The organism is Arthrobacter sp. QXT-31, assembly GCF_001969265.1.
Lineage (GTDB): Bacteria > Actinomycetota > Actinomycetes > Actinomycetales > Micrococcaceae > Arthrobacter.
In genome coordinates this window covers 1,613,478-1,637,706 of record NZ_CP019304.1, presented here as the reverse complement: position 1 = coordinate 1,637,706, position 24,229 = coordinate 1,613,478, and the positions used below count along the sequence as shown (strand labels likewise).

Annotated in this window: 21 protein-coding genes; 11 read left to right on the top strand and 10 right to left on the bottom strand. The window is 65.4% G+C overall.

All coding sequences use genetic code 11. The features are described 5' to 3' along the window. Positions 1-423: 423 nt before the first annotated feature. The 6 genes from BWQ92_RS07340 to BWQ92_RS07315 all read left to right on the top strand — a co-directional run bounded on the left by BWQ92_RS07340 (position 424) and on the right by BWQ92_RS07315 (position 5,572). The gene (locus tag BWQ92_RS07340) at positions 424-1,365 is read left to right on the top strand and encodes a sugar phosphate isomerase/epimerase family protein (protein WP_076798942.1); all 942 of its coding nucleotides are present in this window, start codon (positions 424-426) and stop codon (positions 1,363-1,365) included. A gap of 155 nt (positions 1,366-1,520) precedes the next feature. Further along, entirely contained in the window at positions 1,521-1,727 is a 207-nt protein-coding gene (locus BWQ92_RS07335; protein ID WP_076798941.1) for a hypothetical protein, read from the top strand. Continuing rightward, on the top strand, positions 1,724-2,269 hold the full coding sequence (gene idi / locus BWQ92_RS07330) for an isopentenyl-diphosphate Delta-isomerase (RefSeq protein WP_076798940.1): 546 nt from the start codon (positions 1,724-1,726) through the stop codon (positions 2,267-2,269). The genes BWQ92_RS07335 and idi overlap by 4 nt, the downstream gene beginning before the upstream one ends. A gap of 128 nt (positions 2,270-2,397) precedes the next feature. After that, a complete protein-coding gene (locus tag BWQ92_RS07325; protein WP_076798939.1) occupies positions 2,398-3,492 on the top strand; it encodes a Gfo/Idh/MocA family protein in 1,095 nt (364 codons plus the stop codon). Position 3,493: 1 nt separating this feature from the next. Then, positions 3,494-4,243, top strand: a complete 750-nt coding sequence (locus BWQ92_RS07320; RefSeq protein ID WP_076798938.1) for a ThuA domain-containing protein — start codon at positions 3,494-3,496, stop codon at positions 4,241-4,243. 135 nt (positions 4,244-4,378) lie between these two features. Then, on the top strand, positions 4,379-5,572 hold the full coding sequence (locus BWQ92_RS07315; RefSeq protein ID WP_076798937.1) for an MFS transporter: 1,194 nt from the start codon (positions 4,379-4,381) through the stop codon (positions 5,570-5,572). Positions 5,573-5,781: 209 nt separating this feature from the next. Here BWQ92_RS07315 and aceB read toward each other — a convergent pair whose 3' ends face one another. Continuing rightward, positions 5,782-7,452 carry a malate synthase A gene (gene aceB / locus BWQ92_RS07310; RefSeq protein ID WP_076798936.1) on the bottom strand — a complete coding sequence of 557 codons (1,671 nt, stop codon included), beginning with the start codon at positions 7,450-7,452 and terminating at the stop codon, positions 5,782-5,784. Between the two features lie 90 nt (positions 7,453-7,542). Next, positions 7,543-8,859 carry an isocitrate lyase gene (gene aceA, locus BWQ92_RS07305; protein ID WP_076798935.1) on the bottom strand — a complete coding sequence of 439 codons (1,317 nt, stop codon included), beginning with the start codon at positions 8,857-8,859 and terminating at the stop codon, positions 7,543-7,545. 164 nt (positions 8,860-9,023) lie between these two features. Here aceA and BWQ92_RS07300 point away from each other — a divergent pair, with 164 nt between their 5' ends. Beyond that, complete coding sequence (locus BWQ92_RS07300; protein WP_076798934.1) at positions 9,024-10,538, top strand: helix-turn-helix transcriptional regulator; 1,515 nt, start codon at positions 9,024-9,026, stop codon at positions 10,536-10,538. A 58-nt stretch (positions 10,539-10,596) separates the two neighbouring features. Here the strand turns inward: BWQ92_RS07300 and BWQ92_RS07295 are convergent, their stop codons facing one another. Next, positions 10,597-11,136 (bottom strand): hypothetical protein, encoded by a 540-nt coding sequence (locus BWQ92_RS07295; RefSeq protein ID WP_157365120.1) that lies wholly within the window; start codon positions 11,134-11,136, stop codon positions 10,597-10,599. Positions 11,137-11,332: 196 nt separating this feature from the next. Here BWQ92_RS07295 and BWQ92_RS07290 point away from each other — a divergent pair, with 196 nt between their 5' ends. Further along, positions 11,333-13,081 (top strand): pyruvate dehydrogenase, encoded by a 1,749-nt coding sequence (locus tag BWQ92_RS07290; RefSeq protein WP_076798932.1) that lies wholly within the window; start codon positions 11,333-11,335, stop codon positions 13,079-13,081. A gap of 3 nt (positions 13,082-13,084) precedes the next feature. Here the strand turns inward: BWQ92_RS07290 and BWQ92_RS07285 are convergent, their stop codons facing one another. Then, a complete protein-coding gene (locus BWQ92_RS07285) occupies positions 13,085-13,441 on the bottom strand; it encodes an iron chaperone (RefSeq protein ID WP_076798931.1) in 357 nt (118 codons plus the stop codon). A gap of 207 nt (positions 13,442-13,648) precedes the next feature. Between BWQ92_RS07285 and BWQ92_RS07280 the strand changes: the two genes are divergently transcribed. Beyond that, positions 13,649-14,929, top strand: coding sequence for a serpin family protein (locus tag BWQ92_RS07280; protein ID WP_076798930.1), 1,281 nt, complete (start codon positions 13,649-13,651; stop codon positions 14,927-14,929). 29 nt (positions 14,930-14,958) lie between these two features. On the opposite strand, the gene BWQ92_RS07275 is transcribed toward BWQ92_RS07280, so the two are convergent. From BWQ92_RS07275 to BWQ92_RS07260, 4 genes are read right to left on the bottom strand one after another with little or no spacing between them, the layout of a single operon-like run. Then, entirely contained in the window at positions 14,959-15,813 is an 855-nt protein-coding gene (locus BWQ92_RS07275) for a hydroxymethylpyrimidine/phosphomethylpyrimidine kinase (protein ID WP_076798929.1), read from the bottom strand. Positions 15,814-15,831: 18 nt separating this feature from the next. Further along, on the bottom strand, positions 15,832-16,827 hold the full coding sequence (locus BWQ92_RS07270) for a TAXI family TRAP transporter solute-binding subunit (protein WP_083706241.1): 996 nt from the start codon (positions 16,825-16,827) through the stop codon (positions 15,832-15,834). Beyond that, entirely contained in the window at positions 16,824-18,248 is a 1,425-nt protein-coding gene (locus BWQ92_RS07265; protein ID WP_076798927.1) for a sensor histidine kinase, read from the bottom strand. The genes BWQ92_RS07270 and BWQ92_RS07265 overlap by 4 nt, the downstream gene beginning before the upstream one ends. Then, positions 18,245-18,913, bottom strand: a complete 669-nt coding sequence (locus BWQ92_RS07260; RefSeq protein WP_076798926.1) for a response regulator transcription factor — start codon at positions 18,911-18,913, stop codon at positions 18,245-18,247. The genes BWQ92_RS07265 and BWQ92_RS07260 overlap by 4 nt, the downstream gene beginning before the upstream one ends. A gap of 395 nt (positions 18,914-19,308) precedes the next feature. Here BWQ92_RS07260 and BWQ92_RS07255 point away from each other — a divergent pair, with 395 nt between their 5' ends. Together BWQ92_RS07255 and BWQ92_RS07250 are read left to right on the top strand one after the other, a co-directional pair. Beyond that, positions 19,309-20,751, top strand: a complete 1,443-nt coding sequence (locus BWQ92_RS07255; protein ID WP_076798925.1) for an MFS transporter — start codon at positions 19,309-19,311, stop codon at positions 20,749-20,751. Positions 20,752-21,004: 253 nt separating this feature from the next. After that, positions 21,005-21,697 carry a queuosine precursor transporter gene (locus BWQ92_RS07250; protein ID WP_076798924.1) on the top strand — a complete coding sequence of 231 codons (693 nt, stop codon included), beginning with the start codon at positions 21,005-21,007 and terminating at the stop codon, positions 21,695-21,697. A gap of 118 nt (positions 21,698-21,815) precedes the next feature. On the opposite strand, the gene BWQ92_RS07245 is transcribed toward BWQ92_RS07250, so the two are convergent. Together BWQ92_RS07245 and tgt are read right to left on the bottom strand one after the other, a co-directional pair. Then, positions 21,816-22,748, bottom strand: a complete 933-nt coding sequence (locus BWQ92_RS07245) for a type IV toxin-antitoxin system AbiEi family antitoxin domain-containing protein (protein ID WP_076798923.1) — start codon at positions 22,746-22,748, stop codon at positions 21,816-21,818. A gap of 146 nt (positions 22,749-22,894) precedes the next feature. Continuing rightward, positions 22,895-24,214: a tRNA guanosine(34) transglycosylase Tgt gene (gene tgt / locus BWQ92_RS07240; RefSeq protein WP_076798922.1), complete on the bottom strand. Its 1,320-nt coding sequence runs from the start codon at positions 24,212-24,214 to the stop codon at positions 22,895-22,897. Between the last annotated feature and the right edge of the window lie 15 nt (positions 24,215-24,229).

Sequence of the window (24,229 nt, the reverse complement as noted above, 5' to 3'; positions counted from 1 at the left end):
ACTTTTGCTTGACACGCAACAAAAGGCGGGAATAGGCTCACATCAGAAGTCCGGTCGACGGTGATAATGCTTCGAGTAAGCGAGACGCCGTCGCCCGGCCAGGGGGAAAGCGAATACTTTCTGCCTGGGTTTCAGGCGTCTACAAGCGCGTGAAATCAGGGAACTCTTGCCAGCGAGAGCGCACAGCCCCTTTGCACGCATGAGTTCCTGCCCCTATCGCGTCTGTTACTGATCACTGGGAATGGTAGCGCGGAGCCCGTGGCGAAGACGCTGCGGGTGAAGCAACTAACCGGGGGTGGCCTGCCCTTTGGCCGCGTTCAGTGGCTGCCGCGAACATCCAACACGCCGCTGCGATGCAGCTATGCCCGCTTTCCCTCCCCCCATTCGGTGGAGGACCGCACTTACTGTCAGGAAAGGCAACTCATGTGCTTCGGATTCAATGCCCCAGGCGCCCTTCGTCGCTCGCTGGAAGAAAAGGGCGTCGATCGCCGCGGCTTCCTTAAGGGAGCAGTAGCGGCCGGCGTGGGCGTCGGCCTCGCCGGTATCGGCGGAACCGCTGCAGTCGCGGCTCCGGCTCCCCAGGCTGCTGGCCGGCCGGTTCCCCCGGGACTGATCAGCATTCAGCTGTACACGCTGCGCTCCATCATGAGTGGCCAGGGCGTTGACGCCACGCTGGCGAGCCTGGCCAGCTTCGGCTTCACCAAGGTAGAGCTCGCCGGCCTGTACGGCCGCACCGCCGAAGCGATGCGCTCGACCCTTGATTCGCTTGGCATCACCCCTTCCTCGAGCCATGACGGAATCAGCGCCACACCGGCAGCCCTGGAGACCAAGCTCGCCAACGCTGTAACTCTCGGCCAGACCCACATTAACGTGCCCTACCTGGTTTCCAGCTCTGCGGATGACTGGCGCCGCTGGGCGGACCAGATGAACGCTGAAGCAGCTGTCGCGCAGCAGGCTGGCGTGAAGTACGGCTACCACAACCACGCCCACGAGTTCACCACGGACCTTGGCGGCGGCCTGACTCCCTGGGACATCTTCACCAGCCGCCTCGACCCCAGCCTGGTCCACCTTGAGGTGGACCTTTACTGGGCCGTGACCGCCGGTTTTGGCGTCGGTGCGAAGGATCCGATCCAGTTCGCCATCGACACCATCCTCCAGGCTCCCCAGAAGGTCCTGCAGTACCACGTGAAGGACCGCGACGCCGCAGGCGACTTCGCCGACCTCGGGACCGGAAAAATCGACTTCGCACGCATTTTCCGGGCGCACACTCCCAAGGAATTCATCGTGGAGAACGACCGGCCCGACGTCACGCCGCTGCAGACGGCCGAGGTGGGCTACAACTACCTTCGGGGTATCCGGTTCTAACAGGACCACTTGTATCCGCCGCGGAAGCCGGGCTTTGTTCCTATGGGGCGTACAGCCCGGCTTCCGCCGTTTGCCCAGCGTCCGTCCCCGCGTTCCAGGATATTCTGCAGGCAGGCGGGGATAGCTCTCCATAGTGAGGCGTAATGGAGGATCCGATGACTGTTACACATCCCATCCATATCGAGGTGGAAAGTCATGAGCTGCGGGATGAGCGTATTGACGCTGCTGTCCGGCAGTTACAACAGAAGTCGATAGACATGGCAGGCCTCGGAATACTACTCGTCCGCCACGCGGCCGGCAGATACACTGCGGCGCTGTCGCCGGAGGTCCCCTTCGGAGTTACCTATGAGGCTCAGCTATGACAGACAAAGAGCAGGTAGTACTCCTCGACGAAAACGGCCAGGCCTGTGGGTCAGCGGCCAAGGAGGAAATCCATAGCCACAACACGCCGTTGCACCTTGCGTTTTCCTGCTACTTGTTCGACCGATCGGGGCAAATTCTCGTTACCAGGCGGGCACTTACAAAGGTTGCTTGGCCGGGAGTGTGGACGAATTCCTTCTGCGGGCATCCGGCCCCGGGGGAAAACATGATGGACGCGATCCGACGAAGAGGCCGCTGGGAACTCGGAATCGAGCTATCCGACGTGCAGGAGCGCCTGCCGGAATTCAGGTACCGGGCTGTTGACCCGAATGGAATTGTAGAGAATGAGCTGTGCCCTGTGTTCACCGCCGTCACGACGGGTTCGATAGTGCCCCGGCAGTCGGAGGTGTGCGAGTATCGGTGGGTTTCGGTGCCAGATCTGCTCACAGCAGCGGAATCGGCACCATGGGCTCTGAGCCCATGGCTCGTGCTCCAACTCAAAGAGCTGGCCCCCACCCTGTTAGCTGGTTCTTCAAAGCATTGAGACTGGGTTCCGAAAGGGTAGCCGCGTAGCCAGCGAAGGGATATCAAGACAGTATGGCAACAGGCACGTTCGTGTGGTTTGAACGCGGAGTGAGCTTCGGCATCGTCAGCGAAACGGAGTCTTGAACATTGAGTACGCAGAAAAACGCGCCACTAAGGGTCGGCGTCGTCGGCATCGGCTGGGCCGGCCAGCAGCACATCAAGGCCTACAAGAACATGGACGGCGTGGAGCTCGTCGCGGTCGCCGCGATGGAGGCGGACCTGTTGGCGAAGATCAAGGACGAGTACAGCGTGCCCCACACGTTTGCGCGCTGGGAGGACCTGATCGAGCTTGAAGGGCTCGACGCCGTGAGCGTGGCCGTGCCGACGTTCCTGCACGCCCCGATCGCGATCGCCGCGCTGGAACGCGGGCTGCACGTCCTGAACGAAAAACCCCTGGCCCGCAACGGCGAGGAAGGCCGGCAGATGGTGGAAGCGGCGCGGAAGGCCGGCCGCGTCCTGGACGTGGCCTTCAACCACCGCCGCCGCGGCGATATCCAGAAGCTGAAGGGCATCATCGACGACGGCGAACTGGGCCGGCCCTACTACGCCAAAGCGTCGTGGCTCCGGCGGCAGGGCATCCCCATGCTCGGCAGCTGGTTCACCAACCCGGCCCTGGCCGGCGGCGGCCCGCTGGCAGACATCGGCGTCCACGTCCTGGACTACGCCCTGCACCTGCTGGGCGAGCCCAAGGTGCTGTCCGTCTCGGCGTCGACGCACTCCGAACTCGGCCCCCGCGGCCTGGGCGGCAACGCCCGCTACACCGCCATGAAGTCCACGCACAAGTTCGAGGTGGAGGACTTCGCCTCGGCGTTCATCCGGCTTGAAGGCGGCGGCACGCTGATCCTCGAGGCCGGCTGGGCAGCCTACCGGGAGGAGGAGGACCTGATCGACTTCACCGTGTACGGTACTGACGGCGGTGCCGAACTGCGCGCCGTCGGGGCCTCCAACGTACCCGTCGCAGACGTCCGGATCTTCAAGGAGAAGGACGGCGAGAACGCCGACTACGTGGTGGTGGCCGAGCCGGGCCGGGCCCACCAGGCCGTGGTGGAGGACTTTGTGGAGGCCGTCCGCGGCGGGGAGACTGTATGGGGCGCCCACGACGGGTCACTTGCCCTGACCCGCGCCCTGGTGCTTGACGCCTGCTACAAATCCGCCCTCGAACAGCGCGAAGTGAGGCTCTGACATGACTGAAAAACTCAACATCCTGGTCTGGAACGAAGGCGTCCACGAGGCCCGCAACCAGCCGGAAACCATGGCCGAGATGTATCCCAACGGCATGCATGGCGCCATTGCCGATGGATTGAGGGGCTTCTACCCGGACTCGAATATCAGCACCGCCACCCTCGCCGATCCGGAGCACGGCCTCTCCGAGGAGACACTTGCCGCCACTGACGTGCTCCTGTGGTGGGGCCACTGGGCACACGGCGACGTCAGCGACGAAGTGGTGGACCGCGTCCAGCGCCACGTCCTGGGCGGCATGGGCCTGGTCGTCCTGCACTCCGGGCACTTCGCGAAGATCTTCACCCGGCTCCTGGGAACCACCTGCTCCCTGAAGTGGCGCAACGAGGGCGAGCGGGAACTCGTGTGGACCGTGAAGCCCTCGCACCCGATCGCCGCCGGAGTGGAAAGCCCCATCGTCATCCCGAAGCAGGAGATGTACGGCGAACTCTTCGACATTCCGGAGCCCGACGACCTCATCTTCATCAGCTCCTTCGAAGGCGGCGAGGTGTTCCGCTCAGGCGTGACATTCACGCGCGGGAAGGGCCGGATCTTCTACTTCAGCCCCGGCGACCAGGAGTACCCCGTGTACCACCAGCCGGAGATCCGGCAGGTGATCGCGAACGGAGTTGGCTGGGTGGCGCAGCCGGGCCGGTTCCGCGAGGAGCCGGGCGTCAGCAACGCACCCCGCGACTGGTTCCTGAACACCCCCTAAAGGAACGTGCTGAGCGCGAACGGACACTTGTGGCCCCAGCCATGAGCGGACTTCCCGCCGTTCGGGGCGCCGCGTGATAGCAATAGGAGTGATGAAACCCCGTTCCCGCTTCCAGCCCCCTGCCCCCTGCACCGCATGAGGGGCGCCACCGGAACCGCGATTCCCCGCAGCTGGATACTCCTTGCCTGCATCGGCCTCATCGCGCTGAACATGCGGGGACCGTTCGTGGCGGTGGCTCCGGTTCTGGGGCCGATGCAGCAGGAACTGGGGTTCTCGCCCGTGGAGCTGGGTCTGCTGACCGGCATCCCCGTGCTGTGTTTCTCGCTCGCGGCGCCCCTTGCCTCACTCGCCGGGCGCAGGTTTGGCGCGGAACTGGCCATCACCCTCACGCTCGCGGGGGTCCTGGCCGGCGTCGCGGTCCGGTCGGCCGGCAGCGGCGCCATGGTGATGGCGGGAACGGTCATCCTCGGCCTGGCCATCACCGTGGGCAACATCGCGGTGCCGCTGATCATCCGGCGGGACTTTTCGCCGCGGCGCCAGGGGACTGCGATGGGCATCTACACGGCTGCCCTGAACGTCGGATCGTTCGCCACCTCCGTGATTACGGCGCCGCTGGCCGAATTGGCCGGCTGGCGGGCCGCCGTTGCGGCCTCTGCGGCCTTTGCCATTGCGGCCATCGGCTTCTGGGTTTTCGCGTCCGGGCGGCGGGCCTTCGTCCCGGCGGCCGACGACGGTTCCGGCGGCCCGCCCGCAGCCGGCCGCCCGGCGTCGCAATGGATCACGGCGGGCCTGACGGTTGGGTTCGCCGGCCAGGCCATCTCCTATTACGGCGTGACCGCATGGCTGCCCACCCTGCTGTCCGATGAACTCGGCATGACGCCGGCGGCTGCGGGCACAGGCTCCTCCCTGTTCCAGATCATGGCCATCGCCGGCAGCTTGGGTGTGCCGCTCGCGGCCCGGTTCATGAGTACGACGGCGGTTGCGGTCACCTTGGGTGCCATGTGGCTGACCGTTCCGCTGGGGCTGCTGTTCGTTCCCCAGCTGTGGTGGCTGTGGTCCTCGCTCGGGGGAGTGGCGCAGGGCGGCGGCATCACCCTGATCTTCATTGCGATCATCAAGCTTGCCCGGGACCAGGCCTCGGCGGGCAGGATGTCTGCGGTCGTCCAGGGCGTCGGCTACTGCTTCGCGGCGCTGGCTCCGACCGTGGTGGGCTACGTCCACAGCGTCTCGGGGACCTGGTCGGTGCCGCTCCTGCTGATCCTCGGTTCCGTGCTGGCGTTCTTCATTCCAACCACCCTCTCGGTACGCAAGGTGCCCCGCCAGCGCTAAGGCGCGTACCGCCGTCGTACGTTCCGTTAAACCCAAGCGCGAACGGACACTTGTGGCCCCTGTCAGGGTGCTTAAGTGTCCGTTCGCGCCTTAAGGATGGTTCCGCTGCCGGACCGCCTCCCCGGCCTTCGGGGTGCCTGTTGCGAAGGGCGTGGCGGCCCGGCGGGCGGAAATCTGCGCCGGTCCAGGCTGCGGTGCCTGGGCTGTTGCTAGGCGGCGACGAGTTCGTCCTCGATGGCCTCGGCCGTGGCATCGATGCCCTCCCGGGCTTCGTGCAGGTACCGGGCGTAGGCGGGGACGGTGAGGAAGCTGGGGAACTTGTCGCTCAGCGTGACCTCTTCGAAGATGTCGCGGGCGTCGGCAAACCGGTCACCGTCGAAGCGCTCCAGGCGGGCGAACTCCTCGTCCAGCATCTCCTGCACCCATTCCCGGCTGATGATCTCGCCGTGGTCCGTGATGGCACGGGAGTAGATCCACTGCCAGAGCTGTGAGCGGGAGATCTCCGCGGTGGCGGCGTCCTCCATCAGGTTGTGGATCGCGACTGCTCCGTTGCCGCGGAGCCAGGACTCGATGTAGCGGATGCCTACTTCGATGTTGTTCCGGATGCCCTGTTCGGTGATGGTGCCGTGCGTGGCGGCGACGTTGATCAGCGCGCGGTCGTCAGGGGTCACGTCCTCCCGCAGCCGGTCCAGCTGGTTGGGCTTGTGGCCGAGGACGTTGTCGAACACGTCCCGGCACACGGGGACCAGGTCCGGGTGGGCCACCCACGAGCCGTCGAAACCGTCGGCTGCCTCGCGGGTCTTGTCCGCACGGACCTTCTCGAAGGCGTTGGCGTTCGCGGCCTCATCCTTGCGGTTGGGAACTGCGGCGGCCATGCCCCCAATAGCCATGGCGCCGCGCTTGTGGCAGGCGCGCACAAGCTGTTCGGTGTAGGCCCGCATGAACGGGGCGGTCATGGTCACCTGGCCGCGGTCCGGCAGGACGAAGCGTGGGCCGCGGGTGCGGAAGTTCTTGATGAGGGAGAAGATGTAGTCCCAGCGGCCGGCGTTCAGGCCCGCGGCGTGGTCGCGGAGTTCGTAGAGGATCTCTTCCATCTCGAAGGCGGCGGTGATGGTTTCGATCAGCACCGTGGCGCGGATGGTGCCCTGCGGGATGCCGAGCAGGTCCTGGGCCAGGATGAAGATGTCGTTCCAGAGCCGGGCTTCGAGGTGGTTTTCGATCTTCGGCAGGTAGAAGTACGGGCCCTTGCCCTGCGCCAGGAGGCGGCGGGCGTTGTGGAAGAAGTACAGGCCGAAGTCCACGATGCCGCCGGCGATGGGTTCGCCGTTGATCAGCATGTGCTTCTCCGGAAGGTGCCAGCCGCGGGGGCGGACCACGATGGTGGGCAGGTCCTCGGCCGCCTTGAGCCGGTATTCCTTGCCCTCCGGCGAGATGAAGTCGATGCGGCGCTCCAGCGCGTCCGTGAGGTTCAACTGGCCCTGGATGACGTTGCGCCACGACGGCGTGGAGGCGTCTTCCATGTCCGCCAGCCAGACCTTGGCGCCGGAGTTCAGGGCGTTGATGGTCATCTTGCGGTCCACCGGGCCCGTGATTTCCACCCGGCGGTCTTCCAGCCCGGGGGCCGGGGGAGCGACGCGCCAGTGCGGATCGTTCCGGATTTCCTCCGTTTCCCGCAGGAACCGGGGGTCCTGTCCGCGGGCGATGTCGTCCCTGCGTGCCCGCCGTGCCCGAAGCAGTTCCTCGCGCCGTCCGGCCGTGGCCTTGTGCAGCCTGGCAACGAAAGCCAGTGCATCCGGTGTAAGCACCTCGCCCTGCCGGCAAATCGGCTGGGCAGTCAGAGTGATCCCGTTGATCGTGAAGTTGTCGGTGAAGCTGTTCATTTCTGTCTCCTTGGGACACCCAACTGACTGGCAGTAGATGCCGTTTTGAAGGCTCAAAACGGCATCTACTGCGATCTGGTTGGGAAAGATTTAGTGGAACTGGCCTTCTTCGGTGGATCCCACGAGAGCCAAAGTGGATGCGTTCGGGTTGAGCGCAGTGGAGATGTCGTCGAAGTAGCCGGTGCCGACTTCGCGCTGGTGCTTGGTTGCGGTGTAGCCGCGGGACTCGGAGGCGAATTCCTTCTCCTGCAGTTCGACGTAGGCGCTCATGCCTTCGCGGGCGTATCCGTGGGCGAGGTCGAACATCGAGTAGTTGAGGGCGTGGAATCCGGCCAGGGTGATGAACTGGAAGGTGAAGCCCATGGCGCCGAGTTCACGCTGGAACTTGGCGATGGTGGCGTCGTCCAGGTGCTTGCGCCAGTTGAACGACGGCGAGCAGTTGTAGGAGAGCATCTGGTCCGGGAACTCGGCCTTGACGGCTTCGGCGAACTTGCGGGCCAGCTCCAGGTCCGGGGTGCCGGTTTCCATCCAGATGAGGTCGGAGTAGGGGGCGTAGGCCTTGGCGCGGGCGATGCAGGGTTCGATGCCGTTGCGGACCTTGTAGAAGCCTTCGGGGGTGCGTTCGCCAGTGATGAATTCCTGGTCACGTTCGTCGACGTCGGAAGTGATCAGCGTTGCCGCCTCGGCGTCGGTGCGGGCGATGACGACGCTCGGGGTGCCGGCGACGTCGGCTGCCAGGCGGGCGGCGTTCAGGGTCCGGACGTGCTGCTGGGTGGGGATCAGGACCTTGCCGCCGAGGTGGCCGCACTTCTTCTCGGAGGCGAGCTGGTCTTCCCAGTGCACGCCCGAGGCGCCGGCGGCGATCATGGACTTCATCAGCTCGTACGCGTTCAGGGGGCCGCCGAAGCCGGCCTCGGCGTCGGCGACGATCGGAACCAGCCAGTCCTCGACCGTCTGGATGCCCTCGGAGAACTCGATCTGGTCGGCGCGGAGGAGGGCGTTGTTGATGCGGCGGACAACCTGCGGTACGGAGTTGGCGGGGTACAGGGACTGGTCCGGGTAGGTGTGGCCGGAGAGGTTGGCGTCGGCGGCCACCTGCCAGCCGGAGAGGTAGATGGCTCGGAGGCCGGCCTTGACCTGCTGCACGGCCTGGTTGCCGGTAAGGGCGCCCAGGGCGTTGGTGTACTTGCCTTCCTTGTGCTCCCCGGTCAGCTGCTTCCAGAGCTTTTCGGAGCCGCGCTTTGCCAGGGTGTGCTCTTCGGAGACCCTGCCGCGGAGGCGGACGACGTCGGCGGCTGCATAGTCCCGAGTGACACCTTCCCAGCGCGGGTTGGCAGCCCACTCGAGCTCCAGTGCGGCGGCCTGCTGTTCGGGCGTCTGCTGGGTGGGCTCAAATGCTGCAGTCATCTTTGTCTCCTTGTTAGCTCCCGGGCCATTCCGGGGGTTCTGGTTTCCGGGCCGGCCGTCCCTGCGCCTTTGCAGGTCCGGCCAGTTTCCGGAGGGGTTTTCCTTCGTGACACCTACTTTTCTGCACTTCCAAAGCGCTTTCTAGAGGAAAAAGCTGGAAAGAAATGCGTTTCTTCACGTATTCTTCAGAAATGTCGCCTTCAAGCTGGAACAGGGAAGTCTCACAGCCGCCGTCGTCCCCGCCGACGGCCGAACTGGACGTGATCGCGCTGGGCCGCCGCGTGCGCCACCTGCGCAAGCAGGCCGGCCTGACCCTCGATGACCTGAGCGCCGCCGTCGGGACCGCGCCCAGCCAGCTGAGCCTCATCGAGAACGGCAAGCGGGAACCAAAACTCGGACTCCTGCAGCACCTGGCCGGGGCCCTCGGCGTCGGCATTGACCAGCTGCTGGGGGCCGAGCCGCCGAGCCGCCGGGCGGCCCTGGAAATCGAGCTCGAACGGTACCAGCGCGGCCCGCTCTACGAGTCCCTGAACCTGCCCAAAATCCGCATCAGCTCACGGTTGCCGATGGATGTCCTCGAGGCCCAGGTGGGCCTCCTCCACGAGCTCGAACGCAAGATGAACGAGCAGGTCGCGACACCTGAGGAAGCCCGCCGCGCGAACGGTGAACTGCGCGCCATGATGCGCGAACGCGGCAACTATTTTCCGGAGTACGAGGCCGAGGCGCAGAAGGTGCTGAAGGAGGTTGGCTACACGTCCGGGCCGTTGAGCCAGCACGTTATTGCGGACATCGCGGCGCACCTCGGATTCACCCTCCATCACGTGGGTGATTTGCCGCATTCCACGCGCTCGGTGACCGATTTGAAGAACCGCAAAATTTACCTGACGCAGAGCCAGCGGCAGGACCACGACCCCCGATCGGTGCTGCTGCAGGCTTTGGGGCACTACGTCCTGGGACATGAGACGCCCAAGAACTACGGCGACTTCCTGGCCCAGCGTGTAGCCACCAACTATTTCGCCGCTGCACTCCTCCTGCCCGAGCAGGCCACCGTGGAATTTCTGCAAAAAGCGAAGGCCGCGAAGGAGATTGCGGTCGAGGACATCCGGGATGCCTTCGCGGTGTCCTACGAGACCGCGGCACACCGCTTCACGAATCTGGCCACCAAACACCTGGGGATCACCACCCATTTCCAGAAGACCCACCAGAGCGGGATCATCTACAAGGCGTACGAGAACGACGGCGTGAACTTCCCACAGGACCACACGGGCGCCATCGAGGGGCAGCCGTCCTGCAAGGCCTGGACGTCCCGGGCCGTGTTCGATGTGCCGGACAAATTCAGCGCCTACAGCCAGTACACGGACACGCCTTCCGGCACGTACTGGTGCACCGCCCGAACGGACCGCTCGGCCACCGGACAGTTCTCGCTGAGTATTGGTGTCCCGTACCAGCACGTCAAGTGGTTCCGCGGCCGCGAGACCACGGCGCGGGCCACGTCCAACTGCCCTGACCCCAACTGCTGCAAGCGGCCGCCGGCCTCGCTGACCTCGGAGTGGGCAGGAAACGCCTGGCCGTCCGCCCGCGCCCATGCGCACCTGCTGGCGGCCATGCCCCCTGGCGCCTTCCCCGGCGTGGACGAGACCGAGGTGTACACGTTCCTGCAGGCCCACTCGGGAAGTTAGGAGCCTGCTCCGGAACTGACGGACTCTCTCGCAGTTCGTGCAGGCTTTCCTGCCACGCTTACGCAGTTTTGGTCGGCTTTCCCGGACAATCGCCGGTTGTTGCGGCAAGCCTTTTCAACGGGGCCGGTCTGCCTCCGCGGCCACCCCGCGGCAGAAGATTTTCGTGGTGCATCCCGTGATAGACGACGGTGTGCAAAGCCCGTTTGCCTTCGCGAGTGCCGGACCACCGGCCCGTATCCACCAGAAAGTGAATGTATTCGTGCAGTGAAGCACAGAAAGAGGCTGCTAATTCGGCATCATATTCAATGAGCGATGCCACAAGTGCAGCGATGAGTTCAGGGTCCATCTCGGTTACTGCGGCCCCGTCAGAGATGTGCGCGTAAGCCGTGAAGAACTTCATCATGTGCTCCAGGACAGGACGGTTGTCAGGCGATGTCCCGTGCTCCCGGTGCCAGGTGATGAATTCGATCAGGGAACCCATCTCCTGGTCGCGCTGGTTCGGTGCGCAGAGAACTGGTCTGGGGGCGCGTCGCCCGGCCGGATGCCCACTACGGGTGTTTCGTTTTTTCAACCGGCGGCGGCGTGATTTGTTGGCCAAAGTCGATCCTCACTGTGAATAGGGAGACAGGCAGATTGCCCTTCCACCACGCTAAGAGCGGGGACACTGGGACTCCATGGGGTCGAGTCCGTATGTGGAAAACGGGCCCACCGGTCCTGCACCTGAGACCCTGCCAAGGTACGCGGACTATATTGGCCCTTGTCAGCCCACCAACTGATTGCGGGAGCGTGCACCCATGGCCAAGGAACTTGCAACCCAGCTCATCGAACAACTCCAGGCTGCCGGCGTCCGGCGAATCTACGGAATCGTCGGGGACAGCCTCAATCCGATTGTCGACGCCGTCCGCCAGACCGGCGGCTCAAAGCAGGGCGGCATCGACTGGATCCACGTCCGGCACGAGGAAGCCGCAGCCTTTGCCGCCGCGGCTGAGGCCCAGCTGACAGGGAAGCTTGCCGTGTGCGCCGGCTCCTGCGGCCCGGGCAACCTGCACCTGATCAACGGCCTGTATGACGCCAACCGTTCCGGCGCACCCGTCCTGGCCATCGCCTCGCACATCCCCAGCAAACAGATCGGCAGCGGCTTCTTCCAGGAAACCCATCCGGACCGGATCTTCAACGAGTGCTCCGTCTACTCGGAACTCATCAGCACCCCGGAACAGGCGCCGCGGGTGATGCACAGCGCCATCCAGCATGCCGTCGCCCTCGGCGGAGTCGCCGTCGTCACCCTTCCCGGCGACATAGCCGGCATGGAGGCCACGGGCGAAACCCCGCTTCCCGCTAACTTCCGGCCCGCAACCCTCATCCCGTCGCAGGAAAGCGTCCGGGAACTCGCCGATGCCATCAACGCGGCGGACAAGGTGGCCATCTTCGGCGGGGCCGGCACCCATGGAGCCCATGACGAGGTTATCGCGCTCGCGGAGCTGATCGGCGCGCCGGTGGGGCACACGCTGCGGGGCAAGGACTTTCTGCAGTACGACAACCCGTACGACATCGGCATGACCGGCCTGCTGGGTTATGGCGCCGCGGCGGAGGGGATCGAGGACGCCGACCTGCTGATCCTGCTGGGGACCGATTTTCCCTACGACCAGTTCCTGCCGGACACCCGCACAGCACAGGTGGACCGTGCCGCCCACAAGCTCGGCCGGCGGACCGACGTCGACATAGCCGTCCACGGGGACGTGCTGCCGACGCTCAAGGTGCTGATGCCGCTGGTGGCTCCGAAGAAGAGCCGGCGTTTCCTCAACCAGATGCTGAAGAAGCACGACAGGCTCATGAACAAGGCCGTCGGCGCATACACCCGGAACGTCGGGAAGAAAGTACCCATCCATCCCGAATACGCCGCCTCGCTCCTGGACCAGGTGGCGGCCGAAGACGCAATTTTCACCGCGGACACCGGCATGTGCAACGTGTGGTCCGCCCGCTACATCAACCCGCTGGGCACCCGCAGGCTGATCGGCTCGTATCTTCACGGTTCCATGGCCAACGCGCTGCCGCACGCGATCGGGGCGCAGGTGGCGTATCCGGACCGCCAGGTCATTTCCGTCTCGGGCGACGGAGGGCTGTCCATGCTGCTGGGCGAGCTCATCACGGTTGCCGCGCACCGGCTGCCAGTGAACGTAGTGGTGTTCAACAACTCCACGCTTGGCATGGTCAAGCTCGAAATGCTGGTGGACGGGCTGCCGGACTTCGGTGTTGACGTGCCCGACGCCGATTACTCGGCTGTCGCCCATGCGCTCGGCTTCCACGCGGTTCGGGTCACTGATCCAACCAGGATCGAGGACGCCTACCGGGAGGCCTTCGCCCATCCCGGGCCCTCGCTCGTGGAACTCATCACCGATCCCAAGGCCCTTTCAATTCCGCCCAAGATCAAAGGCTCGCAGGTTCTGGGGTTCGCCACTGCCATGTCCAAGGTGGTCCTGAACCGCGGCGCCGGCGAGGCGGTGAGCATGGCCCGCAGCAACCTCAGGAACATTCCCCGGCGATAGCGGTTACCGCGCCCGTCGTTCGGCGGCGAGAAGCGCAGCCGTCCGTCCGATGAGGCCGTAGGGGACCGGCTTGCCCAGGGGGAATTTGAGGGTGCCCTTGCCAGTCCGGAAGGGCGCGATGTCTGACTGGAAGGCGTCGTCGCCGGAGGGCACCGGATACACCGAGATGTGGTGCGCCCAACCCGCGAAGTACACCACGTACTTGCCGCCAAGGGTGACCGTGGGGATGCCGTAGCTGATCATCTCCCCGGAGTCCGGGACAGCCTCGCGGCATCGGCGCCGGACCTCCTGGAGGACATCCTGCACTTCGGCGGGAAACTGCGCGATGTACTCGTCGACGCTGTCGAACTGCTGGGCCATGAGGCTCTCCTCCACGAGTCCGGGTGCCTCGAGAATACGCCCCCGCGGCACTGAGAGAGCGTTGCCGAAAACGTTGCGGAAAGTGCGAGAGGGGCGGGGAGTGAAACCAAACCGACGGCAAACCGTGACCGGTCCGGCATCGATACTGTCAGTGCCCGCTGGTTGACTGTGGACGTACGGAGTTCTGCGGACGAGCCGAGGACTGCAATGAACAGGATTCGAATGGCCAAAATAGTGGCGGCTTCCGCCGCCGTCGCGCTCGCGGCGGCATGTTCGGCCCCGGTGCCGGCCATGTTGAAGGCCGACGGCGTGGACCGGGTTGCGCTGGATGCCACGGCTTACGCCGCCGAACTTCGCGCTTTCCGGAACTCCGCCCTTGGGCTCGGCCAAGCACTGCTCGCCGACGGCGGTAACGGGACAGGCGGGAACGTGGTGTCCTCGCCCGGGAGCCTGCTGGTTGCCCTCGCGATGCTCCGCGCCGGGGCGTCCGGGGAAACGGCCGCCGAACTGGATGCCGTGCTGGGGCTGCCACGGGACGGGCGTGACGAGGCCATGAACGCGCTGCTCGCGTCCCTGGCCAAGTTCGACGGCGACCCGGCCACCGTGGACGAGGACAATCCGCCCCGAAAGCCTGTCATGCATGTGGCCAATGGACTGTTCGTGGACAGGGAGGTGCCAACCGGCGAGGCCTACCTGAACACTCTGGCGAGGCACTACGGAACCGGCGTCTATCCGGTGGACTTCAGCAACCAGGGCGAGACCAAGCCCGCGATCGATGCCTGGGTGGACAAAAACACCCGTGGCCGGATCAAGGAGGCGCCCGCAAAGTACGATCCCCGGAACACGTTCAGCCTCCTCAATTCGGTGTACTTCGCGGCGGCCTGGCGGGCCCCGTTTGACCCGGGCTCCACAGAGGATCTGCCCTTCACGACGGCCAGGGGAGAGCAGATCGACGTCCCCGCCATGCACAACCTGCTTGAGATGAAGTACGCCGAAGGCCCCGGCTGGCGGGGTGTGGACCTTCCGTATGCCGAGGGATTCGTGATGCGGCTTGTCCTTCCGGACTCCGGAACAGATGCCCCGGCCCTATTCAGGGCATCAGGACTTAGGAAAATGGCCGATGCCCTGGACGCCGCACCGCTGGCGACCGTACAGATCCAGTTGCCGCGGTGGGACCACAGATGCAGCTTCGACCTCCGCAGGGTCCTCGAAGCAGCCGGGCTGCAGAAGACCCTCACAACCACTGAGGATTTCAGTGCGATCCAGCCGGAGATAGCCATCACGCAGGCCGCCCAGGCGGCCAACATCACGGTGGCCGAGAAGGGAACTGTGGCTGCCGCGGTAACCCAGATCAACGGCATGGTCACCAGCGCCCCGCCCCGGCCGGAGCAGACCATCGATTTCGACCGGCCGTTCCATTACCAGGTCGTGCACGTCGAAACCGGGGTACCGCTCTTCATGGGAGCAGTGGCCGACCCCCGCTCCTGACGTCCGAGCCAGGGTCAGCGGGGCCAGGGTTAGCGCGGGCCGCCCTGCCAGAGGGCGTCAAACGGGGCGCCGGAGGCCACGCGGTTCCGGATGCCGGCGGTCACGAACTCCTTGGCGGACCGTGCTGCCTCCAGCGGCGACGCACCCTTGGCCAGTTCGGCAGTCACCGCCGCGGCGAGTGAGCAGCCGGCGCCGGAGACGGCCACCTCGCCCACCTTCGGGGCGGCCAGGACCTCCAGGGTTTCGCCGTCGTAGAACACATCCACGGCGTCAGGCCCGGACAGCCGCACGCCACCCTTGGCCAGCACTGTGGCTCCGCTCAGTTCGTGGATCCGGATGGCCGCAGCCTTGAGGGACTCGACGTCGGTGATCTCCAGGCCGGACAGCGACTCGGCCTCGAAGTGGTTGGGTGTGACGAATGTGGCCAGCGGCAGGATCTGGGTCTTCAGCGCCTGATCCGTGTCCAGCGCGTGTCCGGGCTCCTGCCCCTTGCAGATGAGTACCGGATCCAGGACTACGTTGCCGAACGCACCGGCAGACAGCGCGGAGGCCACGGTTGAAATCGTTGCCGGGCTGCCCAGCATGCCGATCTTCACGGTATCCAGCACGGAAGGTGCGCCGGAAGCGGCACCATAGGCCGCCGTCGTCGCTTCCAGCTGGTGCGCGATGACATCCTGGTCCACCGGCACGAAACGGTGGTTCCACTCATTGTTCGGATCGAACGAGACGATGCACGTGAGGTTGGCGATGCCGAAGACGCCCAGCTCCTGGAAGGTCTTCAGGTCGGCCTGGGCTCCGGCACCGCCGGTGGCCTCCGAGCCTGCGATGGTGAGGACGACGGCGGGAGCGGCGGTGGTGCGGTTGTCAGAAGCAACAGAAGTCATCGTTCCATCCTGCCATGCCTAACCGTGCAGCCTGCGGTAGGCCTCCGCTGCAGCGGGATGCAGGGGCAGGTCGGCCGTGTTGATCAGGGTTTCCGGGCTCAGGAATTGAACGCCGAGACTGGAACGGGGAACGAGCTCGTCGGCATGATCGACCAGCAGCCTGACGGTGTCCCGGACGATGTTTCCCTCGAGATCGCCACGGCACAGCAAAAGGTTTGCCACGCCCACTGTCCAGACGGACCCGGCCCCCGGGTAGCCGCTTCCGGGAATCAGCACACGGTCGTAGAAGGCGCCGAAGCGCTCGCGAAGGGGCAGCACCAGGTCGGAGAGGTCGAGCAGCCGGAGCCCCGACACGTCGTTCGCTTCCGTGATGGCGGCTGTCGGAACACCCCCCGACCAGAACAGCACGTCCACAGCCTTCCTCCGGAGCGCGGCGAGCCCGTCATTGAGGCCGAGATTGACTTCCGTGACGGCCGTGGCCGAGCCCGCAAGCCCTGACACTTCCAGGATCCTGTGGGCAATCAGTGATGTTCCCGACCCCGCCTCACCAATCCCGATCCTCCTGCCCGCGAGGTCGCGGTGGCTCCTAATTCCGGTGTCCCGCCGTACCAGGCAGTGGACATAGTTTTCGTAGACCTTCCCGACGGCGACCATCGCCCCGGCGGGGCGACCCGCCGTCTGCTGCGCTGCTGCGTGCTGCACTGCGGCGTCGAGGAGCGCGACGGCGAAGGTTGCCTTCCCGGCGACCAGCCGCTTCATGTTGTCAATACTGCCCCCGGTGGTCAGGGGTTCTGCTCGCTGGGCGATTCCGTGGCGCTCGAGCGACTCGGCAAGAAGTGTGGCGAACTCGAGGTAGAAGCCGCCGGCTTCACCTCCAGCCACGGATACCTCGGCCGGACCCCGTGACGCAGTGCATGCGGCAATTCCCGGGAGGCCAGCAGCCCCGAGGACCAGGCCCAGTCCGGACTTCAGGAGCGCGCGCCGGCCCATCGGGTGCTGTTGTCCCCGCCTCATGGTTGCCGTCCTCCCTGATCAGCGGCGGGAAACTCCAGGAGCGCCACGAGTCCGTGCGGATCGCGTCCCCGAAGGATCAGGCGGCCCCCGTTCGCACCGGCCAGCCGGTCCACAATGGTCATTCCCAGTCCCGTACCCCGAATGTCGCCGTGGTCCGGGGAACGCCAGAACCGTGTGGCAGCAGCAGCGAGCTCTTCGGGCGGCAGGCCCGGCCCGTCGTCGGACACTTCAACCACGACTGAGCCGCCCTGTGGGCGTGCGTCCACGGAAATGGTGGCCCCCGGTGCGTACTTGATGGCGTTAGTGACCAGTTCACCCACCATCTGGGCGAGCTCGGCGGCACTGCAGTGAAGCTGAAGGGGCGGCTCCGGGGGAGCTTTCAAAACGAGGCTGGAGCCGATGCGTTTGGCTGCCGGGCGGGCGCGGTCCACTTCCTCCTCCAGCACGGGGTACGGATCGATGGGCTGCACAGAGCCGCCGGCGGCCGGCGTGCCGGTTGGGCTGGCACCTTCGGAAGCCCGGTGCTCGGCGGTGGCCAACTTCAGGACGTCGTCCAGGATCTCCTCGACGCGTTCGAGTTCCTTCACGACCCCCGCAGCCTTGGCCCATTCAGCGTCTGTCCGGAGTTCGAGCTGCAGCAGGTCGATCCGCAGCCGCAGTGCGCCGATGGGGTTGCGGAGCTGGTGCGACGTGTCGGCGATGAGCCGGCGCTGGGACTCGGTGCTGTTGCTGACGGTCTCGGCCATCTTCATGAAGGAACGGCTCAGTTCCTTGAGCTCGGGTGGACCGGCTTCGGGAAGCCGGGCCGCCCTGCCGGTGGCCTCCAGTTCAGCCACCGCCGAGTTCAACCGCAGCACCGGCCGGATCACCGACCCTGTGGCACGGAGCGCGCCCAGGAGCAGGACGGCGGAGAGCCCGGATGCGCCCAGGCCCACCAGCAGCCAGCGTTCGCGAAGTTTCTGACGTGCCGCCTCGAGGTCCACTTCCAGGACAGCTTCACCCAGCACCTGGCTGGCGCTGCCGAACGACCGCGAAATAAGTGCCCTCCCGGAGCCAAACGGCTGCAACGGCTCAAGCGTTGTGTCATTGAGGTTCAGGCTGGCACGGGAGATCGCATCCCGCACATCGGGGCGGTCCGGGCTAAGCTCGCCCGACTGCACCGTGGCGGCTTCCTCCAGCCGAACGAGGACGCCCTCGCCGTAAAGGCTGGAGTAGCGCTCCATCTCACGCCGGAGTTGGGTCGGGTCGCCGCTTTGCGAGGCGTCATACGCAACCTGGGCAAACCGGTTGAGTGCCGAGACACGGTTGATCTGGACTTCCTGGGTCAGCTCCCGCCCGGCCGAGGTGAGGATGGCGCTGGAAATCGCCAGCACCATCACCAGGGCGAACAGGCTCAGGATGCCCAGGACCCGGCGCTTCACGCGGGTTCCGCTTCGATCCGGTATCCCACGCCCCGGACGTTGATGATGAAGCCGGGCATCTGCAGCTTGGACCTCAGCCCGGTGAGGTGCACATCCAGGGACCGGGACGAGGCCAGGAAGGCATCACCCCACAGGGCATCGAGGATCTGTTCGCGGGTCACCACTGAGCCTGCGTTCCGGGCCAGCAGGGCCAGGAGATCGAATTCCGTTGCCGTCAGCGGGAGGACCCGGGTTCCGATGGCAGCCACCCGCCGGTCCAGGTCGACGTCGAGTTCCCCCAGGACAATGCTGTGGGACTTCTGGGGGCCGCTGCGGCCCACCCGCCGTGTGACCGCTTCAATCCGGGCAAGGAGTTCCACAAGCTTTACCGGCTTGACCAGATAGTCGTCAGCGCCCGACCGGAGGCCAAGGACCACGCTTCGCTCGTCGTCGCGTGCGGTGAGGATGAGGATGGGACAGGCCGTGACCTGGCGAAGCTTGCGCAGGAGGTCGAGGCCGTCCATGTCCGGAAGCCCGAGGTCCAGAAGGATGACATCGTGCTCCCGGTGGACCAGCAGTGCATCGGCACCCCGGGACACCCGATGCGCCTTGTGGCCTGCGGAAACGGCAGCCGCCTCGAGGGCCGACGCCATCGCGTCGTCATCCTCGACGATGAGCACGCGCATTGCCTGTTTACCTTTGCCTTCATTGCTGTCGGGGACACCGGAGTCCGTTTGGACAATACTCCTTGTCCGCGGATTTCGCCTTGTTGCTTCCGCGGGGAACCACGGAGTGCCTTCCCTGCCCCGCTGGTGAAGCGCAAAGGGGACCCGCCGCCGTCGGCAGTTTCCAATTCTTAAGGAAGTGTTAGGAAATGCCTCTCCGCGTTGGATGTGCCAAGGATCACGCATAAGTTGGCAGGTGTCCTCTTGCAGGATCTGCCGGCCAGGCGCCCGGTTCGGGCCACGAACCGCTCACCGCCGCCGGACTGTCACAGGGGAGGCCCGGAACGGGGATTCCGGCAGGACACCCATTTCGCACCTCGGACGCCGACGGTGGCACCGACCAGGAAGGTTCATTGATGAGCACCCAGCACGCCGCACCCCAAAGCGCGGCACCCAGCGAGGCCGCACAGACACGCAGGGCCGTGAGCAACATCCTTAAAGGCTCCGCCGGCAACCTCGTGGAGTGGTACGACCTCTACGTGTACACGGTTTTCGCGGCGTACTTCCAAGCGCACTTCTTCAACTCCAAGGACGAGCTGCAGGCCGGGCTCGAGGCGATGGCCGTCTTCTCGACGTCGTTCCTCATGCGCCCCATCGGCAGCTGGTTCTTCGGACGCTACGCCGACCGGAACGGGCGCAAGGCCGCCCTCACACTCAGCGTGACCCTGATGTCAGCCGGGTCCTTCGCAATCGCCATCCTCCCCACCCAGGACGTTATCGGCATCTGGGCCCTGGTCCTGCTGATCCTCATCCGTGTCCTGCAGGGCTTCTCCGTGGGCGGCGAATACGGCACCAGCGCCACCTACATGTCCGAAGCCGCCACCTCCAAGCGCCGCGGCTTCTTCTCCAGCTTCCAGTACGTGACGCTGGTGGGCGGCCAGATGCTGGCCCTTCTGGTGCTGGTGATCCTGCAGAACGCCCTGGGCAACGACCTGCTGAAGGAATGGGGCTGGCGCATACCGTTCGCCCTGGGCGGCGTTGCGGCGCTGGTGGTCCTGTGGCTGCGGCGTTCCATGGAAGAGACGGTTTCCGCGGAGCAGGTCCAGGCCGCCAAGGCTCCTGCCACATCCGGCGAGGCCCAGCCCGGCACCATGCGGCTCCTGTTCACCCAGCACTGGAAGCCGCTGCTGATCTGCATCGGCGTGACCCTGGGCGGCACCGTGGCCTTCTACACCTACACCAACTTCATCCTGAAGTTCATGAACGATACCTCCGGCATCGCCAAGACGGACACGTCGGTGATCAACTTCTGGGCACTGTTCATCTTCATGCTGCTCCAGCCCGTCTACGGCCTCATCTCCGACAAGGTGGGCCGCAAGCCGCTGCTTCTCTGGTTCGGCATCACCGGTGTGCTGTTCACCTGGCCGCTGCTCTCCACCCTGGCCGGCACCAAGGACCCGTTCACCGCGTTCCTGCTGATGATGGGCGGCCTGCTGATCGTGGGCGGCTACACCTCCATTAACGCCCTCGTGAAGGCCGAGCTCTTCCCGGCCTCCATCCGCGCGCTCGGCGTCGGACTCGGCTACGCCATTGCCAACTCGCTGTTCGGCGGCACGGTCCCGCTGATCGGCGCCGCCCTGCAGAAATCGGGCCAGGTGGACCTCTTCTTCACCTACGTCACCATCGCGATCGGCTTGTCCCTGCTGGTCTACATCTTCGCGCTGACGAACAAAAAGACCACGCACCTGGACCGTGAACAGGGCGACGCCTGGTCCGGCACGCCGGCTGCCTCCGCTGCCCCGGGTGCCCTGGCTGTCGCCGGACGGAAGGACGACGACGAGGAGCTCGTCAACGTCTGACCTTCAGTAACGCATCAGGAATAACGCACGACGGCGGGTGGCCGGCACCGCGGTGACCTTCGGGTCCCCGGGGCGGCAGCCCGCCGTCGTCCGTTTCCGTACGGGGGTTCGGCGCATCCGGTACCGGCATAGGTGGGAGAATGGAGGGCGGTTTCGGCGGCCATCCCGGCGGAACCCGTCCAGTGCTAATACAGCCAGCTGCACAGCGGTCCTTAGACCGGCAGCCGTGCGAACCACTACGAACGGAACATCCATGACCACCGCCAAGTCCTCCCTGCCGCAAACGGCGCCGAAATTCGCCTCGATCGGTTCCCCCTACTTCGGCATTATGCTCGCGGTCATGGCCGTGGTGTTGATCCTGTCCAACATCGGCGCCTCCAAGGGCGTGGTGCTGGGCCCGATCATCACGGACGGCGGCTTCTTCCTTTTCCCGCTCGCGTACATCCTGGGCGACGTCATCAGTGAGGTCTACGGCTTCAAGGTTGCCCGCAAGGCCATCGTCACCACGTTCGCCCTGTCCGTCTTCGCCTCGCTTTGCTACTGGGTGATCATCGCCCTGCCAGGTTTCGATGACGACTTCGGCACCGCCAAACAGGCCGCCCTCGAAGGCGCGATCGGCCCAGTTCCGCAGATTGTCCTGGCTTCGCTCCTCGCGTTCCTCGCCGGGCAGACCATCAACTCATGGATCCTGGTCCGGATGAAGGCCCGTACCGGCGAGAAGACCCTGTGGGCCCGCATCATGGGCTCCTCGGTGGCGGGGGAGTTCGTGGACACGCTGATTTTCTGCAGCATCGCGGCCTCCGTGATCGGCATCAGCGATTTCGGCATGTTCGTGAACTACGTGCTCGTGGGCTTCCTGTACAAGACCCTCGTGGAGTTCCTCTTCGTCCCCGTGACAGCCCTGGCCATCGGCTGGGTCAAGAAGCGCGAACCGAGCTACGCGTAGCCCCTGCACCGGATTGCTGCCGCGCCGAGGCCGCCGGAATCATTCGAGGTCGCCGGAACGTTCCGGCGGCCTCGATGCGTTCCGGCGGGTTCGACGCCGAGAGTCGCCCTCACCCGGTTTACCGGCCGGCCAGCGCATGGAGAACGCGGTACTTAAACCGTGCCTCGTTGAACAAGTCCTTCCACACGACCCGAACGAACCTCCATCCCTCCTCCGTCAGGGCATTTTCCCGCTGACGTTCCTCGAGAAGGACCTGCTCGGTGGGTTTGTAGTCGAAGTACTTGACCTTGCCGTCGAACTCCAGAGCCACTTTCTCTTTTTTCCACGCGAAGTCCAGGCGGTGCCGGCCGATCGGACTCGTGACCTCAAACTGGGGCGTGGGCGGCCTGATCCCGAGCCGGAGGATCAGTTCCCGGGTGAGCGTTTCACCGGGGGACTCCGAACGGGCGTCCGCGTACTGCAGTGCCCGGCGGAAGGTGCGGACACCGCGCCTCCCATCCAGTGAATCCGCCATCCCCTGCAGCAGGGTGCGGTCCGCGCCCAGCCGGAGCGCATGGTCCATGACGATCAGTGCCTGCCGGTATGTCAGCATCATGGCGCAGTCGGCGGTGGTCCGTTCCAAGGAAGTCACGCGGAGTCCATTCAGCGTCACTATCTCGTCGTCGGAAAAGGGACTGGTATGGCATCTTACGTCCCTTCCATGCCGCTCACTTGAGGGATTCACCCGTTGCAGAACATGGATCAGATCGTCGACCTTCCAGAGATAGAGAGAATGGAGCCGTGCCGCGGAGGTGTGGCTGTATGCGAACTGGCCAGTCGACGTCGTGCGTGTTCCGTGAGCGTGCGCGTAGATGAGCTGCCGACTGCGGACGCCCGCGGACTGGGCTTCCCAGACGCTGGCGCGGAGATAACAGCCATAGCGCAGCCTGACCAGTGATCCTGAATCCTGCAGGGACTTGATGGACCGCGAGCTGTAGCCAAGATCCGTCAGCTGGCCGGTGCGCCAGAGGTTGCCGGTTGGCGGGAGTTTCGGCTCGTCGTTTTGCTGCATGGGATGAGCATCCGGCACCGCAGCCCCCGCCGGCAGGTCCCGCCGTCGCTATGTGGAAAAGCGAGGTCGCCGGAAACGTGCGAGGTCGCCGGAAATTTGCGGCGACCTCGCACGTTTCCGGCGAATTCGCCGGACGTACCCGCAACCTAGGAGTAGTACCTGCCCAGGGTCTCGGCCTTGAACTCGAAGAAGTCGCCGGACTCGATGGCCAGCCGGGCGTCGTCCACCATCTTCACCACGAAGCGCTCGTTGTGGATGGAGATGAGCGTGGCGGAGAGCATCTCCTTGGCCTTGAACAGGTGGTGGATGTAGGCCCGGGAGTAATTGAGGCACGCGTAGCAGTCGCAGCCGTCCTGCAGCGGGCCGAAGTCCCGCTTGTACTTCGCGCCGGAGAGGTTGAACCGGCCGTCAGGGGTGTAGAACGCGGAGTTCCGGGCCACGCGGGTGGGGGAGACGCAGTCGAAGGTGTCGGCGCCGTTCTCGATGGCCGTGAAGATGTCGTCCGGCTCGGAGATGCCCAGCAGGTGCCGCGGCTTGTTTTCGGGCAGTTCCTCGTTGCACCAGCGCACAATGGTGCCCAGGTTCTCCTTCTCGAGGGCACCGCCGATCCCGTACCCGTCGAACGCCATGGCACCGAGGTCGCGGCAGGCTTTCCGGCGCAGGTCCTCGTACTGGGCCCCCTGGATCACGCCGAAGAGGGCCTGGTAGGGCTTCCCCGCCCGGGCTGCCGTGAGCCGGAAGTGTTCCTCGAGGCACCGGACCGCCCACAGCCGGGTCCGCTCCAGCGATTCCTCCTGGTATCCACGGGAGTTCTGCAGCGTGGTGAGCTCGTCGAATGCGAACATGATGTCGGCACCGATCTGGTGCTGGACCTGCATGGAGATCTCGGGCGAAAAGCGGTGGCGGTCCCCGTTGAGGTGGCTCTTGAACCACACGCCGTCGTCGTCAATGTGGGCCAAACGCTCCTTGCCCGGGGCCACAGCGTCATCGGGCCCGGACGTATCCACGGACTTCATGTCGATGACCTTCTTGAATCCGGAGCCGAGGCTCATCACCTGGAAGCCGCCGGAATCCGTGAAGGTGGGGCCGGGCCAGTTCATGAACGCGCCCAGCCCGCCGGCCTCGTCGAGGATCTCCGGGCCGGGCTGCAGGTACAGGTGGTAGGCGTTGGCCAGCAATGCCTGGGCTCCGAGCTCGGCCATGGACTCGGGAAGCACGGACTTCACCGTGGCCTTGGTGCCGACGGCGATGAAGGCCGGCGTCTGGATCTCGCCGTGCGGGGTGGTGATGGTGCCGGTCCGGCCGAGGAACCCGCCGCCGTTGCCTGCCACCTGCCCTGCGGAGGGGCTGCACGTTTCCGTCAGCCGCTTGCCCACGCGGAAGGAAAACTCGGACTGGCGGGCGGCCGGTACCGGTTCCGGCAAAGGCAGGTCAGTCCGGGCTGGCGGTTCAGGATTGGCTGGCACGGTTCAAGTGTGCCA